Source organism: Rhodococcus sp. WMMA185, from assembly GCF_001767395.1.
Lineage (GTDB): Bacteria > Actinomycetota > Actinomycetes > Mycobacteriales > Mycobacteriaceae > Rhodococcus_F.
Genome location: NZ_CP017014.1, coordinates 1,661,726 through 1,684,655, shown reverse-complemented (window position 1 = coordinate 1,684,655; position 22,930 = coordinate 1,661,726). Strand labels below are relative to the sequence as shown.

20 protein-coding genes are annotated in these 22,930 nt (G+C 63.8%); 11 read left to right on the top strand and 9 right to left on the bottom strand.

Going from position 1 to position 22,930, the window contains the following annotated elements; genetic code table 11:
- Nucleotides 1–519 precede the first annotated feature (519 nt).
- The 4 genes from BFN03_RS07595 to ku all read left to right on the top strand — a co-directional run bounded on the left by BFN03_RS07595 (nucleotide 520) and on the right by ku (nucleotide 4,891).
- On the top strand, nucleotides 520–1,545 hold the full coding sequence (locus BFN03_RS07595; protein WP_232320463.1) for a phosphatidylinositol-specific phospholipase C: 1,026 nt from the start codon (nucleotides 520–522) through the stop codon (nucleotides 1,543–1,545).
- Nucleotides 1,546–1,701: 156 nt separating this feature from the next.
- Nucleotides 1,702–2,730 carry a phosphatidylinositol-specific phospholipase C gene (locus BFN03_RS07590; RefSeq protein ID WP_232320461.1) on the top strand — a complete coding sequence of 343 codons (1,029 nt, stop codon included), beginning with the start codon at nucleotides 1,702–1,704 and terminating at the stop codon, nucleotides 2,728–2,730.
- A gap of 97 nt (nucleotides 2,731–2,827) precedes the next feature.
- Nucleotides 2,828–3,982: a lycopene cyclase family protein gene (locus BFN03_RS07585; protein WP_084385537.1), complete on the top strand. Its 1,155-nt coding sequence runs from the start codon at nucleotides 2,828–2,830 to the stop codon at nucleotides 3,980–3,982.
- A gap of 36 nt (nucleotides 3,983–4,018) precedes the next feature.
- Complete coding sequence (gene ku, locus BFN03_RS07580; RefSeq protein ID WP_442971868.1) at nucleotides 4,019–4,891, top strand: non-homologous end joining protein Ku; 873 nt, start codon at nucleotides 4,019–4,021, stop codon at nucleotides 4,889–4,891.
- Between the two features lie 89 nt (nucleotides 4,892–4,980).
- On the opposite strand, the gene BFN03_RS07575 is transcribed toward ku, so the two are convergent.
- The 7 genes from BFN03_RS07575 to BFN03_RS07545 form a co-directional block, all read right to left on the bottom strand.
- A complete protein-coding gene (locus tag BFN03_RS07575; RefSeq protein ID WP_070378506.1) occupies nucleotides 4,981–5,409 on the bottom strand; it encodes a metal-sulfur cluster assembly factor in 429 nt (142 codons plus the stop codon).
- Nucleotides 5,406–5,939 (bottom strand): Fe-S cluster assembly sulfur transfer protein SufU, encoded by a 534-nt coding sequence (sufU, locus tag BFN03_RS07570; protein WP_070378505.1) that lies wholly within the window; start codon nucleotides 5,937–5,939, stop codon nucleotides 5,406–5,408. The genes BFN03_RS07575 and sufU overlap by 4 nt, the downstream gene beginning before the upstream one ends.
- The gene (locus BFN03_RS07565) at nucleotides 5,936–7,195 is read right to left on the bottom strand and encodes a cysteine desulfurase (protein ID WP_070378504.1); all 1,260 of its coding nucleotides are present in this window, start codon (nucleotides 7,193–7,195) and stop codon (nucleotides 5,936–5,938) included. The genes sufU and BFN03_RS07565 overlap by 4 nt, the downstream gene beginning before the upstream one ends.
- A gap of 6 nt (nucleotides 7,196–7,201) precedes the next feature.
- Nucleotides 7,202–8,011, bottom strand: a complete 810-nt coding sequence (gene sufC, locus BFN03_RS07560; RefSeq protein WP_070378503.1) for a Fe-S cluster assembly ATPase SufC — start codon at nucleotides 8,009–8,011, stop codon at nucleotides 7,202–7,204.
- A gap of 44 nt (nucleotides 8,012–8,055) precedes the next feature.
- Nucleotides 8,056–9,285: a Fe-S cluster assembly protein SufD gene (gene sufD / locus BFN03_RS07555; RefSeq protein WP_070378502.1), complete on the bottom strand. Its 1,230-nt coding sequence runs from the start codon at nucleotides 9,283–9,285 to the stop codon at nucleotides 8,056–8,058.
- Nucleotides 9,285–10,745 carry a Fe-S cluster assembly protein SufB gene (gene sufB / locus BFN03_RS07550; protein ID WP_070378501.1) on the bottom strand — a complete coding sequence of 487 codons (1,461 nt, stop codon included), beginning with the start codon at nucleotides 10,743–10,745 and terminating at the stop codon, nucleotides 9,285–9,287. The genes sufD and sufB overlap by 1 nt, the downstream gene beginning before the upstream one ends.
- 74 nt (nucleotides 10,746–10,819) lie before the next feature.
- Nucleotides 10,820–11,587 carry a helix-turn-helix transcriptional regulator gene (locus tag BFN03_RS07545; RefSeq protein WP_442971867.1) on the bottom strand — a complete coding sequence of 256 codons (768 nt, stop codon included), beginning with the start codon at nucleotides 11,585–11,587 and terminating at the stop codon, nucleotides 10,820–10,822.
- 139 nt (nucleotides 11,588–11,726) lie between these two features.
- Between BFN03_RS07545 and mptB the strand changes: the two genes are divergently transcribed.
- From mptB to BFN03_RS07520, 5 genes are all read left to right on the top strand, one after another.
- Nucleotides 11,727–13,502 carry a polyprenol phosphomannose-dependent alpha 1,6 mannosyltransferase MptB gene (mptB, locus tag BFN03_RS07540; RefSeq protein ID WP_070378500.1) on the top strand — a complete coding sequence of 592 codons (1,776 nt, stop codon included), beginning with the start codon at nucleotides 11,727–11,729 and terminating at the stop codon, nucleotides 13,500–13,502.
- A 6-nt stretch (nucleotides 13,503–13,508) separates the two neighbouring features.
- A complete protein-coding gene (locus tag BFN03_RS07535; protein WP_070378499.1) occupies nucleotides 13,509–14,453 on the top strand; it encodes an ABC transporter ATP-binding protein in 945 nt (314 codons plus the stop codon).
- 70 nt (nucleotides 14,454–14,523) lie between these two features.
- A complete protein-coding gene (locus BFN03_RS07530) occupies nucleotides 14,524–16,071 on the top strand; it encodes a hypothetical protein (RefSeq protein ID WP_070378498.1) in 1,548 nt (515 codons plus the stop codon).
- A 244-nt stretch (nucleotides 16,072–16,315) separates the two neighbouring features.
- Nucleotides 16,316–17,110 (top strand): ABC transporter permease, encoded by a 795-nt coding sequence (locus BFN03_RS07525; RefSeq protein ID WP_070378497.1) that lies wholly within the window; start codon nucleotides 16,316–16,318, stop codon nucleotides 17,108–17,110.
- Between the two features lie 98 nt (nucleotides 17,111–17,208).
- Entirely contained in the window at nucleotides 17,209–18,171 is a 963-nt protein-coding gene (locus BFN03_RS07520; RefSeq protein WP_070378496.1) for a COX15/CtaA family protein, read from the top strand.
- On the opposite strand, the gene BFN03_RS07515 is transcribed toward BFN03_RS07520, so the two are convergent.
- The gene (locus tag BFN03_RS07515; protein WP_070378495.1) at nucleotides 18,168–18,518 is read right to left on the bottom strand and encodes a hypothetical protein; all 351 of its coding nucleotides are present in this window, start codon (nucleotides 18,516–18,518) and stop codon (nucleotides 18,168–18,170) included. The genes BFN03_RS07520 and BFN03_RS07515 overlap by 4 nt on opposite strands.
- An 83-nt stretch (nucleotides 18,519–18,601) precedes the next feature.
- On the opposite strand from BFN03_RS07515, the gene BFN03_RS07510 reads away from it, so the two are divergent.
- Complete coding sequence (locus tag BFN03_RS07510) at nucleotides 18,602–19,564, top strand: quinone oxidoreductase family protein (RefSeq protein ID WP_070378494.1); 963 nt, start codon at nucleotides 18,602–18,604, stop codon at nucleotides 19,562–19,564.
- A 27-nt stretch (nucleotides 19,565–19,591) separates the two neighbouring features.
- On the opposite strand, the gene BFN03_RS07505 is transcribed toward BFN03_RS07510, so the two are convergent.
- Complete coding sequence (locus BFN03_RS07505; protein ID WP_070380704.1) at nucleotides 19,592–20,572, bottom strand: heme o synthase; 981 nt, start codon at nucleotides 20,570–20,572, stop codon at nucleotides 19,592–19,594.
- A gap of 248 nt (nucleotides 20,573–20,820) precedes the next feature.
- Here BFN03_RS07505 and tkt point away from each other — a divergent pair, with 248 nt between their 5' ends.
- The gene (tkt, locus tag BFN03_RS07500) at nucleotides 20,821–22,929 is read left to right on the top strand and encodes a transketolase (RefSeq protein ID WP_070380702.1); all 2,109 of its coding nucleotides are present in this window, start codon (nucleotides 20,821–20,823) and stop codon (nucleotides 22,927–22,929) included.
- The last annotated feature ends 1 nt before the right edge of the window (nucleotide 22,930 follow it).

The following is a 22,930-nucleotide window of genomic DNA, read 5'->3' as shown; positions in this document are numbered from 1 at the left end:
GAACCGCAAGTAGCAGTCCGCGAATTGGCTCGATCCCCCGTGGCAGCGCCCTGGCAATCGCCGCATCCACTCCCCTACTCATATAGCAGGCAGCCCGGGAGACACTGTCCCCCATATGCGATTCGTAGGTCCGCGGATCGCCCCCCCCCGCCTCGCCCCAGTAGCGCCTCCTGCGTCGAACTCTAGGCTGAGACGATTCACCGCGATGCGATGTTGCGGGTCGGCCCCGAACGCTCTCAAAATAGTTCTGCATTTCCGGGCGTTCCGTCCGAGGCCGAGACTGTTTGATCCGACGGTCGCGCCCGCGATCAAGAAGATAAGTAAACGGCCAATCTCGAGCCCACCTCCGCTGCGACTTCCCGCCTGCAGTGACGGACCCGGTCCCTCGCCCGCAACGCGGTGGCGGCTATATTTTGCCGAACCCGCTCCACCACATCACATTCCCTGCCATATTGTGCTCTTTGCAATCCGGCGGGGATGGACCTCGGGCGGGTACGTGATACGACGAGGAGACTTACATTGACCGACACCGACCGTCTCGGACGCCGGAGCGTGCTGCGGGCACTTGCCCTGAGCCCGGTAGTGCTGTCGGTTCCCATGCTTTCCGCCACAGCCTCGGCAACCTCATCGAGCTTCGGGAGCAGCGATTTCGTTGCCGGCAGCATGGGCCGCGGCGGCCTCGACGCCCTGTCCGAGCCGGCCTGGATGCGAGATCTACCCGATTCCGTCAACCCGACCGAACTGTCCCTGGTGGGCACCCACGACACCATGGCCTACAGCGCCACACTCATCGGTGCCACCCAGGACTACGATCTCGCGACCCAACTCAACGCCGGTGTCCGAGTGCTCGACATCCGGACCCGACACTTCCGGGACGAGTTTCCGATCCACCACGGCATCGAGTACTTGCAGGCCGACTTCGCCGATGTCGTGCGGACGGTCAGTGAATTCTTGCGCGACAATCCGAGCGAGACCGTGCTCATGAACATACAGAAGGAGTACACCGAGACCAGGAACACGAGGTCGTACGAGGACACGTTGAACTGGTACATCCACGACAACCCCGACACTCGTGACCTGCTGGCCGAATACCTGTGGACGCCACCCGCCGACTACGACAACACAATCCCGGACCTGGGTGAGATCCGCGGCCAGTTCGTCATCATGCAGAACTTCACTGCCGAGAACGTCTACGGGCCCCGCGGCGGCAAGCGGGACAGCCAGAACGACTGGATCCTGCCGACCCTCGACGAGATCGAGACGAAATGGCAGAAGGTCCGCGCACACTTCGAGAAAGCCGCGGAAGGCTCGATGGACACGCTGTTCATCAATGGCCTGAATGCGACCAGCGGGGAGGATCTCGGCGCGATTCTCGATGGCGTACTGCCGATGACTGTCGCGAAGGGAACCCGGAAGGTCACCGGGATAGTCCCCCGCACGGAAGACTATCTACGTGAGACCGGCACCGGCCGCACCGGCATCGTGATGGCCGACTTCCCCACCGCAAAAATGGTCGAAGCGATCATCGCCCGCAATTTCGACTAGTCGAGCGTGAGAGCCACACTCCGAGTTCCCCCCGACCGAGCCGAGACGCAATACATCGAAACAGTCCCTCTGCGGCTTGCTTCCTGCAATAGTGGGCCGTTCGTATTTCGGGCATCGCAGTTTGTGAGTGCGTATGCCCCTCAAAAGGAGACCGCGTTGACCAACACCACCCTTCCCGGGCGCCGTAGTGTGCTGCGGGCACTTGCCCTGAGTCTGATGCTGTTGATGGCTTTAATGAACCCCGCCACAGCATCAGCGGCGTCATCGAGCTTCGGCAGCAGCGATTTCGTTGCCGGCAGTATGGGGAGCGACGACCTCGACAGCATGTCTGCGCCCGACTGGATGGGAGATCTTCCCGATTCGGCCAACCCGACAGAACTGTCCCTACCGGGCACCCACGACACCATGGCCTACAGCGCCTCACTCATCGGCGCCACTCAGGACTTCGATCTCGCCACTCAACTCAACGCCGGGATACGGGTGCTCGACATCCGCACCCGGCACTACCAGGACGAGTTTCCGATCCACCACGGCATCGAGTACCTGCAGGCCGACTTCGCCGACGTCGTGAGCACGGTCAGCGAATTCCTGCGCGAGAATCCGAGCGAGACCGTGTTCATGCGGATGCAGAAGGAGTACAAGGACGCCGAGAACACCCGCTCGTACGAGGACACGTTGAACTGGTACATCCACGACAACCCCGACACACGTGACCTGCTGAGCGAATACCTGTGGACACCACCCGCTGACTACGACGGCGCGATCCCAGATCTAGGTGAGATCCGCGGCCAAGTCGTCATTCTGCAGAACTTCAGCGCCGATGGTGTCTACGGGCCCCGGTGGGGGCGCAACATGGACATCCAGGACGACTACCTCCTCCCCAGCCTCGACGACATCGACACGAAATGGGAGAAGGTCCGCGACCAGTTCGAGAAGGCCGAACAAGGCTCGATGCAGACGATGTTCGTCAATGGACTGAACGCGACCAGCGGCGAGGATCTCGGAGCAATTATCGATGGCGTACTACCGATGACTGTGGCAAAGGGGACCCGGAACGTCACCGGCATAGTCCCCCGCACGGAAGACTACCTACGCGACTCCGGCACCGGCCGCACCGGGATCGTATTCGCGGACTTCCCTTCAGCGGCCCTGGTGGAGGAAGTCATCGCCCGCAACTTCAACTGACGATGTTTTCGAACCCGACCGGCCCCCGATTCGGTAACTCCAGCCATTCCGTCGGGGGCCGATCCCGGAACGAGTGCAGGTGTGAAAGGCTGGCGACGTGACGACTCGCGTGCCATCACACGTCTGGGACGTCGTGATCGTCGGCCTCGGGCCGGCGGGCCGCGCACTCGCTCACCGCTCCACCGCACTCGGGTTATCGGTGGCCTCGGTCGATCCGCTCCCCCGACGACCTTGGAAGGCGACGTATGCGGCGTGGGAGGACGAACTCCCCGACTGGCTCCCACGCCGCACTATCGCCTCGAGCGTTGCCAGACCGACTGCCTGGACCACGCGGCGGCACACGATCGATCGCACCTACTGTGTCTTGGACACATCAGCACTGCGCTCACTACTCATGAAAGACTCGGGCACGGTTGTCTCTGGTAGAGCAGTAAACCTCTCCCCCACCTGCGTCCGCCTCGCCGACGGCTCCATTCTCAACGCTCGCGCGGTGGTCGATGCTCGCGGAACCGGGGACAGCCACGGCCTTGCTCAGCAGACGGCGTATGGAATCGTCGTGCAACCCGACGTCGCCGCCCAAGCACTATGCGGTGAGAATGCGGTGTTCATGGACTGGCGCCGGGACAACGGCACGTTACCCTCTGCGCCGCCGTCCTTCCTATATGGCGTTCCGCTCGGACCGGACGCCTACCTGCTCGAGGAGACATGCCTGGTAGGCCGGCCTCCCATTCCGATTCCGGAGCTGACTTCTCGCCTCCTTCGCCGACTACGCGAAAGGCGCGTAATCGTTCCACCGCACTCGGACGTCGAGAGGGTGCGCTTCGCGGTCGAACCACCGCATAGTCCTGGAAGTTCCCGCGCATCGGACCCACTACGGTTCGGTGCGCGAGCAGGACTGATGCATCCTGGAACCGGCTTCAGCGTTGCGACGTCCCTCAGATACGCGGATGTTCTGGCTCACCAACTGCGCGACGGACGATCCGATGGTCTCTGGCCGTGGCGGGCTCGCACCGTTGCCGCTCTCCGATCACTCGGTCTTCGCGTGCTGTTGAATCTGGACGCCGAACAGGTCCCCGAGTTCTTCGAGCACTTCTTCGACCTACCGATACGACTACAAGCGGCGTACTTGTCCGACCGTGCGAATCCGCGCGGAACGGCGGCTGCGATGCGCCGGATGTTCTCAGCTTCTTCGAATGAAATTAGGGGCGTAATTCTGAGTTCGGCCCTTCGCCCGAGAAATTCGATGAACTGACGCGAGAATGGACCAAAACAGACGATCATGGAATGCATGCGGTCTATTTGGAAGGGCTCGATAGCGTTCGGTCTCGTGAATGTGCCGGTCAAGGTCTATTCGGCAACCGAAGATCACGATATCAAGTTCCACCAGGTCCACGCCAAGGACGGCGGCCGTATCAAGTACAACCGCGTCTGCACAGAATGCGGCAATATCGTGCAGTACGCGGACATCGACAAGGCCTACGATTCTGACGACGGCGTCCGCGTCGTTTTGACCGACGACGACTTCGGGAAATTACCCGCCGCCGAGAAACACGAGATACCGGTTCTGCAATTTGTTCCGACGGAACAGATCGATCCCATTCTGTTCGAGAAGAGCTACTTTCTCGAACCGGACTCCAGTTCGCCGAGGGCGTATGCACTACTTGCGACGGCACTCGCGAAAAGTGACCGCACGGCCCTTGTCCACTTCACGCTGCGTCAGCGCACTCGATTGGCGGCCATGCGTTCTCGTGACGGCGTGTTGGTCATTCAGACCCTGTTGTGGCCGGACGAGGTACGCGCGGCCGAATTCCCTTCACTTGAAAACGTCGAGCAACCAAAGGCGAAGGAACTGGCGATGGCCGAGACACTCGTCGACAGCATGGCCGAGGATTTCGCCCCCACGGAGTTCACCGACGAATATCAGACACAATTGCGGGCCCTACTCGACGAGATGATCAGTTCCGGTGGAAAGAAAGTCATCCCGGTCTCCCATGTGGGCACGGCCGGTGAGGACGCCGAAGTCGTCGATCTGGTGGCGGCACTTCAGCGAAGTGTGGCCGCCGCCGGAAAGAAGGCCGCACCTGCGAAGAAGAAGGCAGCAGACACCGCTGCGAAGAAGAGGACATCCAAGTCGGCCGGCTCCGAACGCAAACGCGCCTGACCCCCCGTGACGAAAAACAGTGGGCGACAACGGCCCCGGCGAGTCACTGATCTCACCGGGACCGGGTAGCGCAGGTTGGTCTGGTCTGATCAGACCGTGAAGCCGAGGGCGCGCAACTGCTCGCGGCCGTCGTCGGTGATCTTGTCCGGACCCCACGGCGGAAGCCATACCCAGTTGATCTTCATCTCGGTGCACAGACCACTGCGCACCAATGCACCATGGGCCTGATCCTCGATGACATCGGTCAACGGGCACGCCGCCGACGTAAGGGTCATGTCAAGTGTGACAACGTCCTCGTGCTCGGTGATCCCGTACACGAGACCGAGGTCGACCACGTTGATGCCGAGTTCCGGATCGACGACGTCGCGCATCGCCTCCTCGAGTTCTTCGAGGCGTTCCTGGTCGAGAATCGCACCCGGCACTGCGGTGGTCTCAGCCTGATCGGTCGTCGCCTGCTCCTGTGCAGCAGCGACCGCCGCCTCTGGGACCTCCGCCTCTGGCGACTGCGTCTCGCTCATGATTTCTGTCCTCCGATTCGAACCGGTCGGCCGTCATCTGTCCGAGCGGCCGAATCTTGCTCTTCCACGTCTGTGTCGTCTCTGTCGTCTCTGCCGTCCACTATTTGAACAACCGCGTCCTTGAATGCCATCCACCCCAGCAGCGCGCATTTGACGCGGGCCGGGTACTTCGAGACTCCGATGAAAGCGATGCCGTCCCCCAGGACATCCTCGTCTCCCTCGACGGTACCGCGACTGCTGACCATCTCACTGAATGCGGCAACCGTCTGCAGCGCCTGCTCGACCGGCACTCCCACAACCTGATCGGTGAGAACCGACGTGGATGCCTGGCTGATCGAGCACCCCTGACCGTCGTAGGACACGTCCGCCACCGTGCCGTCGTCAGCCAAGTGCACCCGCAGAGTCACCTCGTCGCCGCAGGTGGGGTTCACGTGATGTACTTCGGCGCCATACGGTTCACGCAGACCGCGACCGTGGGGATGCTTGTAGTGGTCCAGGATCACTTCCTGGTACATCTGCTCCATCCTCATGAGGGCACGACCCCGAAGAACTTCTGTGCCCGTCGCACCGCAGCAGCGAGCGCCTCGACCTCGTCGACCGTGTTGTAGAGCGCGAAAGACGCCCTGGCCGTGGCTGCCACACCGAACCGACGATGCAGCGGCCACGCACAGTGATGACCGACGCGGATGGCAACGCCCTCATCGTCGAGGATTTGGCCGAGATCGTGGGCATGGATCCCATCCACCACGAACGACACGGCCCCACCGCGGTCGACGGCGGTCGTCGGACCGATGATGCGCACACCGTCGATGGCGCCCAGAGCCGCCAGTGCAGCCTCGACGAGCGTGTGCTCGTGCGCAGCAACGGCGTCCATCCCCACCTCTTCGAGATAGCGCACCGCAGCAGCAAGTCCGATCACCTGTGAGGTCATGGGAACTCCCGCCTCGAACCGCTGCGGTGGCGGTGCGTAGGTGGTGCCTTCCATGGTTACGGTCTCGATCATCGAACCGCCAGTGATGAACGGCGGCATTGCATCGAGGAGTTCGCGGCGGCCGTACAGCACGCCGACACCCGACGGACCCAGCATCTTGTGGCCGGAGAACGCCGCGAAATCGACGTCGAGACCGTGGAAGTCGACGGGCATATGCGGCACCGACTGGCACGCGTCGAGCACGACGAGAGCCCCGACGGCGTGGGCACGCCGGACCAGTTCTTCGACGGGGGCGACCGCGCCGGTCACATTGGACTGGTGGCTGAACGCGACGACCTTGGTAGCGTCGGTGAGTTCCAGCGAATCGAGATCGATCCGCCCGTCATCGGTGACGCCGTACCAGCGAAGTGTCGCGCCGGTGCTACGCGCGAGCTCTTGCCACGGGACCAGATTCGCATGATGCTCGAGTTCGGTGATGACGATCTCGTCACCGGGACCGAGATGCTTGTCGAAACGGTCGTCGGCGAAGACGTGCGTGACGAGATTGAGCGCTTCGGTCGCGTTCTTCGTGAAGACGAGTTCATCGCTGTCGGCCCCGACGAATGACGCGATCGCCGCACGCGCGTTCTCGTACGCTTCGGTCGCCTCTTCCGCCAGCTGATGAGCACCTCGGTGTACCGCCGCGTTGCAGGTGGTCAGAAACTCCCTCTCGGCGTCGAGCACCTGATTCGGGCGCTGCGATGTCGCGCCCGAATCGAGGTACACCAGCGGTTTTCCGTCGCGGACCGTACGCGCCAGGATCGGAAAGTCCGCCCTGATCCGGGTGACGTCGAGTACGCGCGCCGAGGTGGTCATCTGTGTCTATACCCCTTGCGTTGCTGCAGCCTGGGTGAAGCGCTCGTAGCCGTTCGTCTCGAGCTCGTCGGCCAGCTCCGGGCCGCCGGACTCGATGATGCGACCGTCGACGAACACGTGGACGTGGTCCGGAGCGATGTACCGCAGAATTCGGGTGTAGTGGGTGATCAGCAGAACTCCGCCGTGCTGGCGTTCCTTGTAACGGTTGACTCCCTCGGAGACGACGCGAAGAGCGTCGACGTCCAGGCCCGAATCGGTCTCGTCCAGGATCGCGATCTTCGGCTTGAGCAGGCCCAGTTGCAGGATTTCGTGGCGCTTCTTCTCACCGCCGGAGAATCCTTCGTTCACGCTGCGGTCACCGAACGACGGGTCGATGTCCAGTTCGGTCAGCGCCTCCTTGACTTCCTTCACCCAGTGGCGAAGCTTGGGGGCTTCGCCCCGGACAGCGGTCGCTGCGGTACGGAGGAAGTTGGACATCGAGACGCCGGGAACCTCGACCGGGTACTGCATCGCGAGGAAGAGACCCGCCCGGGCACGCTCGTCGACGCTCATCTCGAGGACGTCCTCGCCGTTGAGAGTGATCGAACCCGATGTGATCCGGTACTTGGGGTGACCCGCAATGGCGTAGGACAAGGTTGACTTGCCGGACCCGTTGGGGCCCATGATCGCATGAGTCTCACCGGAGCGAACCGTCAGGTTCACGCCCTTGAGGATTTTGATCGCATCGGCATTCTCGTCGGTGTTCGCGACATCGACATGCAGATCCCTTATTTCAAGGACCGAGGTTTCAGGAGTGGAAGCGTCAGGGGCAGACATTGTGATCCTTCGAAGAATTGGGGGTGGTGGTGGCGCGCCGCGAGTCAGGCGCCGACTGCGGCAAGTTCGGCCTCGACAGCGGCTTCGAGGCGTTCGCGAACCTCGGCGACAGCGATCTTGTTGATGATCTCGTGGAAGAAGCCGCGCACGACGAGTCGCCTCGCCGCGTCCTCGGGGATTCCTCTGGCACGCAGGTAGAACAACTGCTCGTCGTCGAATCGGCCTGTGGCGCTGGCGTGGCCGGCACCGACGATCTCACCGGTTTCGATCTCGAGGTTCGGCACCGAGTCGGCGCGTGCACCGTCGGTGAGCACGAGGTTCCGGTTCAGTTCGAACGTGTCGGTGCCCTCCGCCGCGGCCCTGATCAGTACGTCGCCGACCCACACGGTGTGTGCGTCGGGTTTTCCGGATTCTGGGTCACCCTGCAGGGCTCCCTTGTAGACCACGTTCGACTTGCAGTGCGGCTGAGAGTGATCCACCAGTAGCCGTTGCTCGAAGTGCTGTCCCGCGTCCGCGAAGTACAGGCCCAGGAGTTCGGCGTCTCCGCCGGGCCCGTCGTACTTGACGGTCGCGGACAAGCGAACCAGGTCGCCACCGAGGCTGACGGCGTTGTGCCGCAACACCGCATCGCGGCCCAACCGCGCATGATGCGCCGCGACGTGCACTACGTCGTCGGCCCAATCCTGTACAGCAACGACGGTGAGGTGGGCGCTGTCGCCGAGCACGAATTCGACGTTTTCCGCGAACGTTCCGCTACCGCGCTGGTCGATGACCACCGTTGCCTTCGCGAAGGCGTCGAGGCGAATCTGCAAGTGCCCGTGCGCTACTTTGCCCTCGCCGGGGCCCGTGACGGTGATGTTGACGGTGTCGGCGACCTCGAGCTCACTGCCGAAGGTCACGATGGTGGCCTCTTCGAACCCGGAGTAGGCCGCAGCCGCTACCCGATCTGCGGGGACGCCAGCCTTGCCGAGGCGGTCGTCTCCGCGTCTGACGGTCTCCACTTTCACGGAGTCCGGGGCAGCCACGTCGACCGTGACGGTTCCGTTCACCACGGCGCTGCCGTCGTGCAGTCCACGCAGGCGTCGCAGCGGAGTGAACCGCCACACCTCGTCCCGGCCGTGCGGGACCTCGAATGCGTTTACGTCGAAGGACGTGAACACCTCACCTTTGTTGACGATCGGCGAACCGGTGGCGGTCCGCGTCATCTGCGGATTCTCACCCGCGGCAGCTCCGGTGACTCCGAGATTCTGGACACCAGCTTCTGGCGTGGTCACTAACCCACCGCCCCTTCCATCTGCAGTTCGATCAGGCGGTTCAGTTCCAGGGCATACTCCATCGGGAGTTCCTTGGCGATTGGTTCGACGAATCCGCGCACGACCGTGGCCATCGCTTCGTCTTCTGTCAGACCACGGCTCATCAGGTAGAACAACTGATCGTCGCTCACCTTCGAGACGGTGGCCTCGTGGCCCATGGTCACGTCGTCCTCGCGGATATCGACGTAGGGGTAGGTGTCCGATCGGCTGATCTGATCGACCAGCAGTGCGTCACACTTGACTGTCGACTTCGAGCCGTGGGCACCCTTGTTGACCTGGACCAGTCCACGGTAGGACGCACGCCCACCACCACGCGCCACCGACTTGCTGATGATGGTGGACGACGTATGAGGCGCGAGGTGGAGCATCTTGGCACCGGTGTCCTGGTGCTGCCCCTCGCCGGCGAATGCCACGGAGAGAACCTCGCCGCGCGCGTGTTCACCCATCATCCACACAGCCGGGTACTTCATGGTGACCTTGGACCCGATGTTGCCGTCGATCCACTCCATCGATCCCCCGGCCTCGACCTTGGTGCGCTTGGTGACCAGGTTGTACACGTTGTTCGACCAGTTCTGGATGGTCGTGTAGCGGCAGTGTCCGCCCTTCTTCACAATGATCTCGACCACCGCGGAATGCAGGGAGTCGGACTTGTAGATCGGCGCGGTGCAGCCCTCGACGTAGTGCACCGAGGCGCCTTCGTCGATGATGATCAGGGTGCGCTCGAACTGGCCCATGTTCTCCGTGTTGATACGGAAGTACGCCTGCAGCGGGATGTCGACGTGCACTCCCGGCGGGACATAGATGAAGGACCCTCCCGACCACACCGCGGTGTTCAGCGCCGAGAACTTGTTGTCACCGGCCGGAATGACCGAGCCGAAATACTCCCGAAAGAGCTCGGGGTGCTGCTTCAGGCCCGTATCGGTGTCGAGGAAGATGACGCCCTGCGACTCGAGGTCCTCACGGATCGAGTGGTAGACCACCTCGGACTCGTACTGTGCGGCGACACCGGCAACGAGGCGCTGCTTCTCCGCCTCCGGGATGCCCAGCTTGTCGTAGGTGTTCTTGATGTCCTCGGGCAGGTCTTCCCAACTCTCGGCCTGCTTTTCGCTCGAGCGCACGAAGTACTTGATGTTGTCGAAGTCGACGCCCTCGAGGTTCGAGCCCCAGTTCGGCATCGGTTTCTTGTCGAACGTCTTCAGCGCGCGCAGCCGGATGTCGAGCATCCAGTCGGGTTCGTTCTTCTTCGCCGAGATATCGCGCACGACATCTTCGGAAAGACCTCGCTGGGCACTGGCGCCGGCCTCGTCGGAATCGGACCAGCCGTACCCGTAGTGCCCGAGCGACGCGATGGTCTCTTCCTGCGTGAGCGGTTCTGTGCTGGCCGGCGCAGTGGGTGTCACCTGATCTGATGTGACGGTCATGCGAGCTCCTTCCGGAGTCTTGTTTACGAAACCGGCGAGGGCTGGTCGCCGGTAGTTCTTTCGGGAAAAGGGGGCTACGGGGAGGGCGGTTCTGCTTCGGGCCGAGAGGCAGGACGGGTGGGAACGTGGGTGGTGCATGCGCAGTCACCGTTCGCGATGGTGGCAAGCCGCTGGACGTGAGTACCGAGCAACTCGGTGAACGCTTCCTGTTCGGCATCACACAACTCGGGGAACTCCTCGGCCACGTGCGAGACCGGACAGTGGTGCTGGCAGATCTGCACACCGTTCCCGACCGGACGCGTCGACGCCGCGAAGCCCGCCGTGGTGAATGCGTCGGCGATGGCTTCTGCTGTGGCTTCGACGCCTTCGGCGCTGTGGTCGGCCGCCGGGGTCACGTCCTCGATGATGGCCTGGACGCGGCGCCGAGCGAAATCGGTGATCGCGGCATCTCCCCCGACCTCCCGAAGCTGCCTCATGGCGGCACCGGCGAGATCGTCGTAGGCGTGATCGAGCCGGCCGCGTCCCTCCGCGGTGATCTGGAAGTACTTGGCAGGCCGTCCGCGACCGCGGTGGCGTGTACCGGCGGCGGACACCTCGCGCGCTTCACCCGATTCGAGCAAAGCGTCGAGATGGCGGCGCACACCCGCCGCGCTCAGGCCCAGCCTGGTTCCGATTTCCGATGCGGTGATGGGGCCCTCCTCGAGGAGGAGCTTCACCACAGCTGCCCGTGTTCGGCCTTCGTGACCACCTGTGACGACCGGCGCAATCGAGACAGCTGCAGTAGAAGAAGGTGCGTGAGCTGCACTTTCTTTCCTGGCCCGTCCTGTCGCCTCCGTTTTCACAACACTAGTGTGACGGAATTCCGATCGCAGGTCTACTAAGGCTGCCCTGTCTTGAATGTGCAGTTGGGCACACGCCGAGTTCGGCGCCACGGCGTGGTAGCCGAACCGAGTGCGCTCTCGACACCGCTACGCTGCCTGTGTGCCGCAGACCCCCGAGAACACGGAGCCGACCCCCGTGAAGCCCTCCCTGACGGCCCGCGTCTCTCTTCGTCATCCAACCGAACTGGTTCGAAGGATTCTGGGCATCGACGGTCGGTCTCCACGCCCCTCGGTGGCAGCGGCATTGCACGGTGACGAAGCGGAAACCGCGGGTCTGGACCGCCAGGAAACCGCTCAGTTGCGCGGCATCCGCCGATTCGGCGCCACCGGCGCGATCTTGATGGCTGTGGGTGCCCTCGGTGCCGGCGCTCAACCCGTGTTGCAGAATCCCGTCCAGGGGCTTCGCGTGCTCGGCCTTCCCTCCCGAATCCCCAGCTCCGCGTTGACACTGACCATGACCGGCACGGTGATGATCGTGCTCGCGTGGTTGTTGCTCGGACGGTTCGCCATCGGCACCCTCCAGGCCGGAGCGGTGCGGCGACTCAACCGCTCCCAACTCGACCGCACCCTGCTTCTCTGGATCATTCCGCTATCGGTGGCACCGCCGATGTTCAGCAAGGACGTGTACTCGTATCTCGCTCAAAGCGAGATCGCGGCCCGCGGAATGGATCCGTACGAGATCGGTCCGGCGGGAGCGCTCGGCCTCGACCACGTCCTGACCCGCACGGTGCCCACGATCTGGCACGACACGCCCGCGCCCTACGGGCCGCTGTTCCTGTGGATGGGGCGCGGCATCAGCTCCCTGACCGGCGACAATATCGTCGCCGGCATCTTCTTGCACCGACTGCTGGCCCTCGCCGGTGTCGCCCTGATCGTTTGGGCGTTGCCACGCCTGGCCCGACGCTGCGGGGTCGCGGAGGTCAGTGCCCACTGGCTAGGAGCAGCCAATCCGCTGCTGCTGTTTCACCTGGTTGCCGGAGTTCACAACGAAGCCCTGATGCTCGGATTGATGCTCGCCGGCATCGAGCTCGCGTTGCGATCGATCGAGCGGGCCGACCCAATCCGCGGTCACTCGCTCCTCCTACTGCTGTCGGGCGCGACGCTTGTCGCCCTGTCGTCGACGATCAAGATCCCCTCCCTGCTGGCGTTGGGCTTCGTCGGAATGGCCCTGGCCAGAAGGTGGGGTGGTTCCGTGAAGGCGGTACTCGCAGCTGCAGCCCTACTGGGTGGGGTCGCCTTGGTGGTCACGGTCTTCGTCAGTACGGCCAGCGGTCTCGGTATGGGATGGATACACACCCTCGGTACGGCGAACGCCGTACGCAGCTGGATGTCCATTCCCACTCTCCTCGGACTCGGCACCGGACTGGCCGGGGTCCTGCTGGGCCTCGGTGACCACACGACCGCGGTGCTGAGCCTGACGCGACCGATTGCGGCTGTCGCTGCGGCATTCATCACAATGCGCATGCTCGTCGCTGTGCTGGTCGGCCGAATTCACGCGGTCGGGGCGCTCGGATTGTCCCTCGGGGCTGTGGTCCTTCTCTTCCCGGTGGTGCAACCCTGGTATCTGCTGTGGGCCGTTCTCCCGCTCGCCGCCTGGGCGACAGCGCCCGCTTTCCGCATACCCGCGATCGTCTTCTCGTCGATCGTCAGCGTCATTCTGATGCCCAACGGCGGCGAATACCCACCCTTCGTCATCGTTCAGGCCGCCATCGCCACCATCTTCACGGCAGGAACGCTGATCGTAATCACCCGCAACAGTCTCCCGTGGCGCGTCGGGTCGGTATACCCGATGAACGCCCCCGAAGTCACCCCAGTCGATACCGAGGCGCAAACTCAGGGCAGCGGCCAGGTCACACCACGCCCAGGCATACGCTGAATCCTCGTGACCTCACGAACGCCCGGATCGACGCACCCTGCTGTACGCCTCGAGAGTGTGGTGAAGACCTTCGGCGGCGTAAGGGCGGTCGACGGACTCGATCTCACCGTCGAGCAGGCACAGGTGGTGGCGTTGCTGGGGCCGAACGGCGCGGGTAAGACCACCACCGTCGAAATGTGCGAGGGTTTCGTCAGTCCGGACAGCGGCAGCGTGCGCGTCCTCGGGCTCGACCCCGTGGCCGATACCGGCGAGGTACGCGGGCGCATCGGCGTGATGCTCCAAGGTGGTGGCGCCTACCCGGGTTCGCGGGCCGGAGAGATGCTCGATCTCGTCGCCGCATACTCCGCCGACCCACTCGACCCCGCCTGGCTGTTGCGAAGCCTCGGGCTCGAAGATGCCCGCCGCACCCCTTACCGGCGTTTGTCCGGTGGTCAACAGCAGCGCCTGTCCCTGGCCTGCGCCCTGGTCGGCCGACCGGAACTGGTGTTCCTCGACGAGCCCACTGCAGGCCTCGACGCCCAGGCCCGCCTGATGGTATGGGAACTGATCGACGCTCTGCGCCGAGACGGAGTCAGTGTGCTGCTCACGACACATCTGATGGACGAGGCCGAAGAACTCGCCGACCAACTGGTCATCATCGACCACGGCTCGATCGTGGCATCAGGTACACCCGCGGAGGTCACTCGACGAGGATCAGAGGGGCAACTCAGACTCGTCGCGCCCGCCGGTCTGGATATCAAACCCCTCGAGGCATCGCTGCCCGATGGTTTCCGTGTGACCGTCCCCACACCCGGCACATATCTCGTCGAAGGTCCGATCGATCCAAAAGTTGTGGCGGCTGTCACGGCGTGGTGCGCAGATCTTGGAGCCTTGATCTGCGATATTCGAGTCGACCAACGCAGCCTCGAGGACGTCTTCCTAGAGCTGACCGGCCGAGAACTCAGGGGATGACCTAAGAATTGAGTATCACCGCCCGCCTGGCGGAGAATCGTCTCACCCCAGGTGCATTCACGCCCAGTCCATGCCCAAGTGTGCCGACGCAATGCTGACCGCCGCACGTAGTCGCGCGCGTTCCGCCACCACCGTACTGGGGCTACTGGTGACCTTGCTCGCGTACACCGCACTTCCTGCGGGTGCCGCGCAGCCCCACTGGGGACCATTCGCGGAACCGAATCCGTATCTCGGTCCGGTCGGAACATCCACGATGCATGGCGACGCGGGTTCGTCTGACACGACGCCACTTCCCGGCCCCGGCACCGGTCCATTGACGATGACCGCTTACCCGCTGGTCTCAGCATGCCCCACAATTCTGCAGGGTTCAGACCTACTCGTCGTCGCCTTGTGCACATCCGCGGTGGGCAGGGTTCCCACCGTCCATCTGATCGACCCGGAGGCACCCACCTCACCCTTCGGTGGTTCCCTCGCCCAATTGAAGCTTGCTAAGGGAAGCCTGCTCGGTGGGGTGTATGCCTTCCTCGACAACAACGACCGCTTGGTCGCGGTGGACGGGGAGCGGCGGCTCCTACGTATCGGGCACTCGCAAAATCCCGGAGGCGACTGGGAGTTGACCGTCGACTCGGTGATCGATCTCTCGGGCATCATTCCGCCTGGCGACAATGTCACGGGGCTGACGCCGGACTGGGATGGCAACGTATGGTTCGCTACCGGCAAAGGCCTCGTGGGGGTAGTGAACACCGTCGGCATCGCGTACACCTACGCGCTTCCGGCGGGTGAGCAGGTCGAGAACAGCATCTCCACCTCACCCGCTGGTACGTCGGTCGCATCGACGCACGCCCTGTACCAGTTCTCGTTCAACGGCGCCGCCATCCAGGAAGACTGGCGCCAAGAGTATGACCGGGGAACTGCCAGGAAGCCGGGGCAACTCAGCTGGGGAACCGGTTCTACACCCACGTACTTCGGCTCGTCGACGGGCAGCGACTTCGTCTCGATCGTCGACAACGCCGACCCACAGGTCAATCTGCTGGTGTACAAGGTCGATACCGGCGAAGAGATCTGCAACATCCCCGTACTCGGTAGCCCAGGCGGCAGCGAGAATTCCCACATCGGCATCGGAGACTCGGTGTTCGTCGCCGGAACGTATGGCTATCCGTATCCCCTCCTCCCTGAGGGAGCGGGACCGGCTGTGCCGGAAAGCGCCCCGTTCACCGGCGGCATGACCCGCGTCGATATCGATCCCGTTGGCTGCCATACGGTGTGGAGCCAAGAAATCCGCAGCTCCGCGGTTCCTCATCTATCGACAGATGACGGTCTGCTGTACACCGTGGTTCGCGAGGGCTCCGACTCGACGACACCACTGGACGGCTTCACGTTCGCGGTGATCGATCCAGCCGACGGCGAGGTTCTCAGCACGAAACCGCTCCCAGGCACCATCGTCAATGACACCTTGCAGATGTCCGGCCTGATCACCGAAAAGGGTGACTACTGGCAGGGAACTGTGACAGGCATCCTGCGCCTTCGCGCCGACGATCACCCCGGAACCGGAAGTTCAGGGAGCGCCGACTCCGGCAGCACTGGTTCGGGCAGCACTGGTTCGGGCAGCACTGGCTGACCACGTCGGCCGGGTTCGAAGACACGTTGGATGCATGTCCTCTACAGATGCATGTCCTCTACATAGGTGAGTCAGCCGCCCACGTCGTGCCGGGCGTCTGACGGGCGCCTAGGGGCACAGCCGGCAGGCGGACCAGGTTGCGCTGGGAAACTACCTCTAGTGTGTGATATCCGTATGGACCGGCGAAGCCACGAGGGCCTCTTGCTGGATCTCACCAGCCGAAGACTCAGAGGATGACAACGAAGTGAGCAGATCCGACCGCCTGGCCGCGAATCGTTTCGCACCGGGCACGTTCACACCGGACGCACGCCCGAGCGGAGTGACCGCAATGTTGCGGGCACAGACCGGGATCGAACTGAAACTGCTCCTACGCAACGGCGAGCAACTGTTGCTGACGATGTTCATACCGATCACACTGCTGATCGGGCTCAGCCTGCTCCCCATCGGCGACCTCGGAACCTCGCGCGTCGACAAGGTCGTTCCGGCGGTGATGATGGTCGCCGTCATGTCCACGGCGTTCACCGGACAGGCCATCGCAGTCGGCTTCGATCGTCGGTACGGGGCTCTCAAACGTCTCGGAGCCACTGCCTTGCCGACGTGGGGCATCATCGCAGGAAAGAGCGCCGCCGTCGTCATCGTCGTCGCGTTTCAGTCGGTTCTGCTGGGATCGATAGGCCTCGCACTGGGATGGCGACCGGGCCCGCTCGGGCTCGCAATGGGCGCGGTGATCATTGCGCTGGGCACCGTGACGTTCGCAGCGATGGGTCTGCTACTCGGTGGAACCCTGAAAGCCGAGATCGTCCTCGCACTGGCCAATATCCTGTGGTTCGTCATGGTGGGAGTCGGCAGTGTGGTGTTCATCACGGGTGACATCCCTTGGCTTCTGCACGTCGGCTCTCGACTGATCCCCTCAGGCGCCTTGGCTCACGCACTCGACGCCGCCCTCTCTTCGTCGATCGACATGCTCAGCATCGTGGTGCTGGTGACTTGGGGCGCGGTCACCGGCATCCTGGCTTCGAAGATGTTCCGATTCACCTGATCGTGGTCACCGGCGGCCGGACAGAGGGCATCTGATCTGCCCACGGCGGACTGTACCCAACTACGCGCTGTAGTTGACCGCCCTCTACCATCGACGGCGTGCTGTATCGCGGGTTTCTGAGCCTGGTAGACCGTCTTCCCCTTCCGTCGCTGAGAGTGCAGCGTGTCATCGCGATCGCGGTAATTCTCACGCAGGGTGGGATCGCCGTCACCGGCGCCGTCGTAAGGGTGACGGCGTCCGGTCTCGGTTGCCCCACCTGGCCACAGTGCTTCCCTGGAAGCTTCGTACCCGTCGGGCACGGCGAGGTCGCGGTGATTCATCAGGTGGTGGAGTTCGGGAACCGGTTGCTCACCTTCGTCGTCGTGGCAGCCGCCGCGGCGATCGTTCTGGCGGTCACGCGCGCGCGCCGCAGGACGGAGGTCCTCGCCTACGCGTGGTTGATGCCCCTCGGCACGGTCGTGCAGGCCATCATCGGCGGTATCACGGTTCTGACCGGACTGGCCTGGTACACCGTTGCGGTTCATCTGCTCGCCTCGATGGCGATGGTATGGCTGGCGACGGTGATGTACGGGAAGATCTGCGAACCGGACGACGGACGGGCGGTCGACGTGATCCCCCGGCCGCTGAGGGGGCTCACCGCACTTTCGGGTGTGGCGCTGGCCGGTGTGCTCGTATCCGGCACGCTGGTGACGGGCGCCGGCCCGCACGCCGGAGACAAGAGCCTCGACCGCGTAGTCCCCCGCCTCCAGATCGAGATCGTCACGCTGGTCCACCTTCACGCGCAACTCCTGGTGGGCTACCTGGCACTACTGATCGGCCTTTGCTTCGGCCTGTATGCAGTCAGAACCACTCGCGCCGTGATGCTGCGGGTGAAGGTCCTTCTCGGACTGGTGGTGGCTCAGGCGCTGATCGGAATCGTCCAGTACTTCACGGGCGTTCCCGAGGTGCTCGTGGCCTTCCACGTGGCAGGAGCCGGGTTGTGCACCGCGGCCACGGCCGCGGTCTGGGCTGCGGGACGCACTCGCGAGCAGGTCCCGCAGCCTGACACCGCGATGGTCTAGCTCTCGTTTCGCGCTTTCGGGAATCGTGTTTGCCGGGCCACCCAGCCCGCCATCTTCTGGAAGTGACCCTTGCGGGGTGTCACGATGCTGGTGATCGCGCGATCCCACTCCGCGACGGTAACGGTATCCAAGGAAGCGACGACAGCGTTTGCCGTGGCCAGGTCCTCGACTACCTGATCCCCGAGGACGCCGTCGGCGCCGACCAGGGTGATGCGAACACCCCCGAGGCCGATCGGCTGAATCACGGCACTGGCGGAGCCACCGTGTTCGGCCACGAACTTCTTGATTGCGCCGACCGTGTGAGATGGCAGCGAGGGCGCCTGTTCCGCGTGGGTATCGGTACTCATGGCCTCGAGAATACTGGGGGGTAGGCACCGGTCATACCTCGCCTCCGAGCGGCGCGCCGGGCAGACCCGTGTAGAACGGACCCATGCGCGCCATACAGGTTTCCCGCACGGGTGGTCCCGAAGTCCTGGAATCCGTGGAGATTCCCGAACCTGCGATCGGAGCATCGGATCTGTTGGTCCGCACCGATGCGATCGGCATCAATTACATCGACACGTACTTCCGGAGCGGGCTGTACCCTCGGCCACTGCCCTACGTCGCGGGCGAAGAGGGTTCCGGCGTCGTGGAAGCCGTCGGCAGCGAGGTCACGGACTTCGCGCCAGGTGACCGAGTGGCGTGGTGCTTCGCCCCCGGAAGCTATGCCGAGAAAGTCTCCGTGCCCGCGTCCGCAGCGATCGTCGTTCCGGATCCCGTGCCGGCAGCGGTGGCCGCTTCCGTCTTGCTGCAAGGTATGACAGCACATTTCCTCGTGCACACGACGTACCCGATCCAGGCCGGGGACACCGTTCTGGTCCACGCCGGCGCGGGCGGTGTCGGCCTCATACTCACCCAACTGGCGACGAAACTTGGTGCCCGGGTGATAACGACCGTGTCCTCCGACGCCAAAGAGAAACTCTCCCGCGAAGCGGGAGCCTTCGAGGTCTTGCGCTACGACGACTTCGCGACCCGTGTACGCGAGTTGACCGACGGCGAAGGCGCGGCAGCCGTCTACGACGGGGTCGGTGCGGCCACATTCGACCAGAGTCTCGAGTCGGTACGTGTCCGCGGCACCCTCGCCCTGTTCGGCGCAGCCAGCGGTCCGGTCCCCCCTTTCGACCCGCAACGACTCAATTCGGCCGGTTCGGTGATGCTCACCAGGCCGACCCTCACCCACTTCATCCGGGACCGGGAGGAATTCAACTGGCGTGCGGGAGATGTGCTCTCCGCGTTGGCCGACGGAACGTTGAAGATTCGAATCGGGGGCGAATACTCGCTCGACCGAGCCGCAGACGCACACCGCGACCTGGAAGGACGGAAGACGACCGGCTCGATCGTCTTGGTGCCCTGAGCCGGATCGAACCAGCAGCGAGACCAGTTAGAGCAGGTTGCCGATGGTCTCGAGGCCCAGCACGGAGTCGACGGCGAGACCCACGAAGACGATCGCCAGGTAGTTGTTGGACTGGAGGAACAGCCGCAGTGGCTTCACCGCGGCGCCCCCACGGACACTCCGATACAGCTGGTGGGCCATGAGCAGGAACCACGCTCCGGCCACGAACGTCACCGCGGCGTAAACGACACCAGCGGCCGGAACCAGCGTCAGAGAGGTGATCACCATCGCCCAGCTGTACAGCAGAATCTGCTTGGTCACGTGCTCTTCGGTGGCAATCACCGGCAGCATCGGGACCCCTGCCGCCTTGTAATCCTCCTTGTACCGCATAGCCAAAGCCCACGTATGCGGCGGCGTCCAGAAGAAGATGACCAGGAACAGCACGATCGGCTGCCAGCTCAAAGAGCCGGTGACCGCTGCCCAGCCGACCATGACCGGCATGCAGCCCGCAGCCCCGCCCCAGACGACGTTCTGCCAGGTCCGGCGCTTGAGCACCATCGTGTAGATGAGCACGTAGAACGCGATGGTCAGCACGACGAGGAATCCTGCGAGCAGATTCGCACGCCACCACAACCACAGGAACGACGCGACCGCGAGGGTCATCCCGAACACGAACGCGTGGGAAGTGGGCACCGCGTCACGAGCGAGTGGCCGCCGCGCGGTGCGCTTCATCACCTTGTCGATGTCGGCATCGACGACGCAATTGAGGGAGTTCGCGCTCGCCGCGCCCATCCATCCACCGAACAGCGTGCTCAAGATCAGAACGATGTCGACGTTGCCGCGATCGGCCAGCAGCATCGCGGGGATGGTTGCCACGAGAAGCAACTCGATCACCCGCGGCTTGGTCAATGCGATATAGGCCAGGACCTTGCCCGCGACGCGACCCAGCACCGTCTCGCTGTCGGTCTCGCGGGGAGCGGGGCTGGGGCTGCCGAAGCCATGTCCACTCGGCTGATGCCCTGTCCGCACGTTTTCTCCTTGCAGCACGCGTAATTCCACATCCTGATACCGACGGCTACCCGCCAAGTCCTGCACGCGGCAGGCGGTCTACTACAGAAGATGGTAGACCGCCGTATTGCCCGAACCGAATCGACCCGGACAGAACCGGGCACTCGAACCGAATCGACCCGGATAGAACCGGGCATTAGGCTGGAGTGGCACAAGAGGCCCATGCATCCTCCGGCTCCACATTCACCCATGTCAGGAGACTTCTGCCCGTGTCGATCACAGACGACATCAATGTCCTCACGAACCCAGTTCTCCCAGCAGACTGGACCGAACTGGATACCAAAGCCGTCGACACCAGCCGCGTACTCGCCGCGGACGCGGTGCAGAAGGTGGGGAACGGCCATCCCGGTACGGCGATGAGCCTTGCCCCCCTTGCCTATACGCTCTTCCAACGTGTGATGCGTCACGATCCCAACGATGCCGATTGGATCGGCCGGGATCGCTTCGTCCTCTCCTGTGGGCACTCGAGCTTGACGCTGTACATCCAGCTCTACCTCTCCGGCTACGGCCTCGAACTCGCTGACCTCGAGTCGCTGCGGACTTGGGGTTCGAAGACCCCGGGGCATCCCGAATACGGGCACACCCGCGGCGTCGAGATCACCACCGGGCCCCTGGGCCAGGGTCTGGCCTCGGCGGTAGGCATGGCTATGGCAGCCCGCCGGGAACGCGGCCTGTTCGACCCCGACACCGAGCAGGGTGAGAGCCCATTCGATCACCACATCTACGTGGTCGCTTCGGATGGTGACATCGAGGAAGGCGTCACGTCGGAGGCGTCGTCCATCGCCGGTCTCCAGCAACTCGGCAACCTCACTCTGATCTACGACGACAACAAGATTTCCATCGAGGACGACACCGCGATCGCCCTGTCAGAGGACACCGCCGCCCGCTACGAGGCGTACGGCTGGCACGTCCAGGTCGTCGAGGGTGGCGAGAACGTCGTTGCGATCGAGGAGGCACTCCGAAAGGCTCGCGAGGAGACCTCGCGTCCGTCGTTGATTCTGCTGCGTACCATCATCGCCTACCCGGCCCCGAACAAGATGAACACCGGTGCAGCCCACGGAGCGGCACTGGGTACCGACGAGGTGGCTGCGGTGAAGCGGACGCTCGGCTTCGATCCCGACAAGACCTTCGAGGTAGCCGACGAGGTCATCACACACACCCGCAAGGTCGTCGAGCGCGGTGCGCAAGCGCACAAGCAGTGGCAGAAGAGCTTCGACGACTGGGCCGTCCGCGAGCCTGAGAACAAGAAGCTCCTCGACCGGCTCCTCAGCCACGACCTGCCAGCAGGCTGGACGGACGGGCTTCCGTCGTGGGCGCCGGACCCGAAGGGTCTGGCCACCCGCAAGGCGTCCGCCGCGGTACTCAACGCCATGGGCCCGGTGCTCCCGGAGCTGTGGGGTGGATCCGCCGATCTCGCCGAGAGCAACAACACCACCATCAAGGGCTCCAAGTCGTTCGGCCCGGAGTCGATCTCCACCGACATGTGGACCGCCACCCCGTACGGCCGCACCCTGCATTTCGGTGTGCGCGAGCACGCCATGGGGTCGATCCTCAACGGAATCGCACTACACGGTCCTACCCGCCCCTATGGCGGTACGTTCCTCGTGTTCAGCGACTACATGCGCCCTGCGGTACGCCTCGCCGCGCTCATGAAGACGGCGGTTACCTACGTGTGGACACATGATTCGATCGGCCTCGGCGAGGACGGTCCCACCCACCAGCCGATCGAGCACCTCGCCGCGCTGCGAGCCATCCCCGGCCTCTATGTGGTTCGCCCAGGCGACGCCAACGAGACGGTTCACGCCTGGCGTGCAGTCCTCGAGAAGAGCACCGACGATGCCACCCGCGCACCCGCCGGTCTTGCATTGACCCGGCAGGATCTACCAGTCCTCGAGGGAACCAACTACGAAGGCGTCTCGCGCGGCGGCTACATCCTCGCGGAGGCGTCGTCGGGCACTCCCGCGGTCGTGCTGATCGGAACCGGTTCGGAGCTGCAGCTCGCCGTCGCGGCGCGCGAAGTACTCGAAGCCGAGGGTATTCCGACCCGAGTGGTATCCATGCCCTGTGTCGAATGGTTCGACGCCCAGGACCAGACCTACCGCGACGGCGTCCTGCCGCCGACGGTGAAGGCCCGCGTCGCCGTCGAGGCCGGTGTCTCCATGCCGTGGTACCGGTTCGTCGGTTCCGACGGCGAGATCGTGTCGATCGAACACTTCGGTGCTTCCGCCGACTACAAGACGCTGTTCCGTGAGTTCGGCTTCACCTCCGAGGCCGTCACCGCGGCCGCGCAGCGCTCACTCGCACGTGTGAAGGGATGAC

Bases quoted from the DNA above. Each gene is read 5' to 3' on its own strand.
- BFN03_RS07530 (WP_070378498.1), top strand. From the start codon at position 14,524: ATGCCCAAGTGTGCCGACGCAATGCTGACCGCCGCACGTAGTCGCGCG.
- sufU (WP_070378505.1), bottom strand. From the start codon at position 5,939: ATGAGGATGGAGCAGATGTACCAGGAAGTGATCCTGGACCACTACAAG.
- BFN03_RS07515 (WP_070378495.1), bottom strand. From the start codon at position 18,518: ATGAGTACCGATACCCACGCGGAACAGGCGCCCTCGCTGCCATCTCAC.
- BFN03_RS07565 (WP_070378504.1), bottom strand. From the start codon at position 7,195: ATGACCACCTCGGCGCGCGTACTCGACGTCACCCGGATCAGGGCGGAC.
- BFN03_RS07575 (WP_070378506.1), bottom strand. From the start codon at position 5,409: ATGAGCGAGACGCAGTCGCCAGAGGCGGAGGTCCCAGAGGCGGCGGTC.
- sufB (WP_070378501.1), bottom strand. From the start codon at position 10,745: ATGACCGTCACATCAGATCAGGTGACACCCACTGCGCCGGCCAGCACA.
- BFN03_RS07510 (WP_070378494.1), top strand. From the start codon at position 18,602: ATGCGCGCCATACAGGTTTCCCGCACGGGTGGTCCCGAAGTCCTGGAA.
- ku (WP_442971868.1), top strand. From the start codon at position 4,019: ATGCGGTCTATTTGGAAGGGCTCGATAGCGTTCGGTCTCGTGAATGTG.
- sufC (WP_070378503.1), bottom strand. From the start codon at position 8,011: ATGTCTGCCCCTGACGCTTCCACTCCTGAAACCTCGGTCCTTGAAATA.